The organism is Streptomyces kebangsaanensis (assembly GCF_001906585.1).
Classification (GTDB): Bacteria; Actinomycetota; Actinomycetes; order Streptomycetales; family Streptomycetaceae; genus Streptomyces; species Streptomyces kebangsaanensis.
In genome coordinates this window covers 12325-16409 of record NZ_JUJA01000121.1, presented here as the reverse complement: position 1 = coordinate 16409, position 4085 = coordinate 12325, and the positions used below count along the sequence as shown (strand labels likewise).

The following is a 4085-nucleotide window of genomic DNA, read 5'->3' as shown; positions in this document are numbered from 1 at the left end:
AGCTGCGGCGGCACGCCGGGCTGCTCACCGGCGGCCGGAGGCGGCGTCTGAACGGTCCGCGTGGGCGGAGCCGTGGGACGCGGCGGCTCGCTGGTGCGCGGAACCGGCGGGGTGGGGGCGGCCGGCGGAGCGGCCTCGCACTCCTCGGTGCACTCCTCGGGCTCGCTGGGGAAGGGCTCGGGCGTCCGGACCTCCTTCTTGCCCAGGGCGTTGACGCAGGAGTTGTCGAACGCGCCGCTGAGCGCCGTGATCACCCCGACAGCGTTGCCGCACACGTTCACCGGCGCCTCGACCGGCACCTGGACGGTGTTCCCGGACAGCACGCCGGGAGAACCCTCGGCGACTCCGGTCGCGGACGTGTCGGCGAGGGCGGAGCCGCCGTACAGGGACAGAATGCCCGTGGCGGCGGCTGCCGCGGCCACTCCCCTGCTCAGTGTCTGTCGCAATGTGCTTGTCTTCCTTGCTTGACGAATCGGGAAAGCCGGGCCCTACCGGGCATGGGCGCGTACGTTTCCCGCAGCGCCGCATGCCCTCCTGCTTCATCAACCCGATGCGTACGCATTGGTGTCGGGAGTTCACCCGGTTGGCCGCGCGACCGGGTCAGGACACCACGTCCTTGCGGGCGAACCCGCGGAAGGCCAGGGCGAACAGCACCAGCGCGTAGGTGACGGAGACCGCCGCGCCCTGGATCATCCCGGACCATTCGAGGTGCGGCTGCACGGCGTCGGCCCAGGCGAACTGCCAGTGCGCGGGCAGGAAGTCGCGCCAGTGCCCCAGAGCCGTGACGGCGTCCAGGACGTTGCCCACGATGGTCAGCCCGACCGCCCCGCCCACGGCGCCCAGCGGCGCGTCCGTCCTGGTGGACAGCCAGAACGCCAGGCCCGCGGTGACCAGCTGGGACACGAAGACGTACGCCACGACCACCACCAGCCGCTGGACGGCGGTCCCCGCGTCCAGCGCGCCGCCGGTGGGTATCCGCAGCGGACCCCAGCCGTAGGCGGCCGTCCCGACGGCGAGCGCGACGACCGGAAGCAGCACCATCGCGGCCAGGCTCAGCCCGAGCCCGACGACCAGCTTGGACCACAGCAGCCGGGCCCGCGGCACGGGCGCGGCGAGCAGATAGCGCAGGGAGGACCAGCTCGCCTCGGAGGCGACCGTGTCCCCGCAGAACAACGCCACCGGGATCACCAGCAGGAAGCCCGCCGACACGAACAGGTTCACCGCGGCGAAGTTGGCGCCGGACGCGGTGGCCGTGTCCATCAGCGTCACCCGGTCGTTGCGCCCTCCCGGGTCGCCGCCGATCGCGAAGGCGACGGCCAGCACGAAGGGCAGCGCGGCCAGGATGCCGCCCATGACCAGCGTGCGGCGCCGCTTCAGCTGCCGTACCAGCTCGACCCGCAGGGGCAGGGTGCGGGCCGCCCGGTAGCCGGAGGCGGCCTCGGTGCCCTGGGCGAGCGTGCTCATGCGGAACCTCCGATCAGGGTGAGGAAGGCGTCTTCCAGCCGGCGGTGCGGGCCGACCGAGGAGACGGGCACCTCCAGCCGGACCAGGTCCGCGACCAGGTCCTGTGCCGTGCCGCCGGGCTCCAGCCGGACCAGCAGGCCGTCCTCGGTCCGTATCGCCGAGGCCACGCCCGGCAGCGCGGCGACCTTCTCCACGACCGGCTCCTCCACCGGCGCGGCGGTGCCGACCAGCAGGGTGTCCCCGGAGCCGACGATCTCGCCGACCTCACCGGCCCGCACCAGCCGCCCGCGGTCCATCACCACCAGGTGCGTGCAGGACTGTTCGACCTCGGAGAGCAGATGGCTGGAGACGATCACCGTGCGGCCGCCGGCCGCGTAACGGATCATCACCTCGCGCATCTCGCGGATCTGGGGCGGGTCGAGGCCGTTGGCCGGCTCGTCCAGGATCAGCAGGTCCGGCAGGCCCAGCATGGCCTGGGCGATCGCCAGGCGCTGGCGCATGCCCTGCGAGTAGGTGCGCACCGCGCGGGCCAGTGCGTCGCCGAGTCCGGCGATCTCCAGGGCCTCGTCCAGGTGGGCGTCCTCGGGCGGGCGGCCGGTGGCCCGCCAGTACAGCTCCAGGTTCTCCCGGCCGGACAGGTGGGGCAGGAAGCCGGCGCCCTCGACGAAGGCGCCGACCCGCGACAGCACGGGCGCGCCGGGCCGGACGGCGTGGCCGAACACGCGGATCTCGCCGCCGTCCGGCCGGATCAGCCCCATCAGCATGCGCAGGGTGGTCGTCTTGCCGGCGCCGTTCGGCCCGAGCAGGCCGAGCACCTGGCCCTTCTCCACGCGGAAGGACAGGTCCCGTACCGCGATGGGGGTCCCCCCTGCTCGAGCGAAGCCGAGAGCTTGGGGGAGGTCCGCCGACTTCGCGTACCGCTTGTTCAGGCCGGTGATCACCAGCGGGACGTCGGCGAGCTCCGGGTCGGGGGCGGGCGCGGCCGTGCGGCGGCGGGTGGCCGGCAGCAGGGCGAGCGCGACCACCGCGCCGGCGAGCGGCAGCCACCACACCCACGCGGGCAGCGGCGCCGCCGCGGTGGTCACGCCGGGTGCGGTCGGCACCTTCAGATCGCTCTTGAGGGTGACGGTGTACGTGGCCGGTGCGGTCGGGGAGGCGTAGCCGAGGTCGGTGGAGGCGAGGACCAGTCGCAGCCGGTGGCCCTTTCGCACCTCGTGGTCGATCGCCGGGAGGGTGAGGGTGACGTCCTTGCCGGTCCCGGCGCCCTCGACCCGCACGGGGCTCACCAGTTGGGCGGGCAGCACCGGACGCGCCGTGCCCGGCCCGACGTCGTACACCTTGGCGAAGAGCACCGCGTCGTCGCTCGTCGACGTGACGTGGACGGTCGCCGTCGGCGACCCGGTGATGCGCAGGTCGCCGCCGAGGGGCGCGGAGTCGAACTTCGCGTACTGTCCGGGGAAGTCCAGGGACACGCCGACGCCGAGCGAGGACAGCCGGCCCAGTGATCCGGAGCCGCCGAGGACGGGCAGCGAGGACACGGCGGGCGGGTTGGCCCCCGCCGGGTTCTCCAGGCGCCGCTCGCCCCCGCTCAGGGTGATCGACCGCCGCCCGCTCTCCAGTCCCGGATACGCGCTGCCGCTCGCGCCCCGCAGCAGGGCCCTGCCGTCGGTGGAGTCGACACCTCCGGTGCGGGTGACGCGGAAGGCGGGCCCGGTGTCGGCGCTCCTGTCGTTCTTGAGGTGGCGGTCGAACCAGGTCTTCACGCGTGCCCGTACCCGGCCGGTCTCCTTGTCGCCGCCGTCGTGGCCTCCGGCGATCCAGTCGACGTCGACCGGGGCGCCGTTCGCCCGGATCGCCTTCGCGGCGGCGTCGGCCTGGCCGAGCGGGAAGAGGGAGTCGGACTGGCCCTGCACCAGCAGCGCCGGCACCTTGATGCGGCCGGCGACGGCGGACGGCGAGCGCTCCTCGAGCAGTCGGCGGGCCTCGGCGTCCGGCTTCCCCGACTCGGCGACCCGTTCGTACATCCGGCACAGCGCGGGCTCGAACTTTCCGCAGCCGCCGCCGGCGCTGATGAACCAGCCCGCCCACAGTTTCTTGAGTACGCCGTTCGGGAACAGGGCGTCCGCGAGGTTCCAGTACGTGATCGCCGGGGCGATGGCGTCCACCCGGTGGTCGTACCCGGCGGCGAGCAGGGAGATCGCGCCGCCGTAGGAGGCGCCGGCCATGCCCACGCGCGGGTCGCCGGGCTTGTCCAGCTCGACCTCGGGCCGCTTCGCCAGCCAGTCGATCAGCCTCGAGACGTCGGCGACCTCGGCCTCGGGGTCGTTCAGCCCGATCTTCCCGGTGGACCCGCCGAAGCCGCGCGCCGACCAGGTCAGCACCGCGTACCCGTCTCCGGCGAGGTCCTCCGCCTGCTGCCGTACGTCGTCCTTGCTGCCGCCGAAGCCGTGCCCGATCAGGACCGCGGGGTGCCGTCCGGCGCCGGCCGGGGTGAAGTACGAGGTGTCGATCCGCACCCCGTCGCCCATGGTCATGACCTGGTCGGCGCGGCGCACCGGGGGCGGGCCGTCGGAGGCGACCGCCGCCCACGTACCGGCACCGGCGAGCACGACGACGGCGGC

3 protein-coding genes are annotated in these 4085 nt (G+C 73.9%); all 3 read right to left on the bottom strand.

Annotated elements, in window-relative coordinates; translation table 11 throughout:
• On the bottom strand, nt 1–446 hold a 446-nt coding region (locus RH94_RS46380; RefSeq protein ID WP_143204037.1), incomplete at its 3' end, for a chaplin.
• Between the two features lie 154 nt (nt 447–600).
• Entirely contained in the window at nt 601–1464 is an 864-nt protein-coding gene (locus tag RH94_RS18145) for an ABC transporter permease (RefSeq protein ID WP_073948615.1), read from the bottom strand.
• Nucleotides 1461–4085: CocE/NonD family hydrolase (locus RH94_RS18140; RefSeq protein ID WP_107428756.1), on the bottom strand; the 2625-nt coding region annotated here is incomplete at its 5' end. The genes RH94_RS18140 and RH94_RS18145, both read right to left, overlap by 4 nt.

Excerpts from the sequence above, each read along its gene's own strand:
- RH94_RS18145 (WP_073948615.1), bottom strand. The coding sequence starts at position 1,464 with ATGAGCACGCTCGCCCAGGGCACCGAGGCCGCCTCCGGCTACCGGGCG.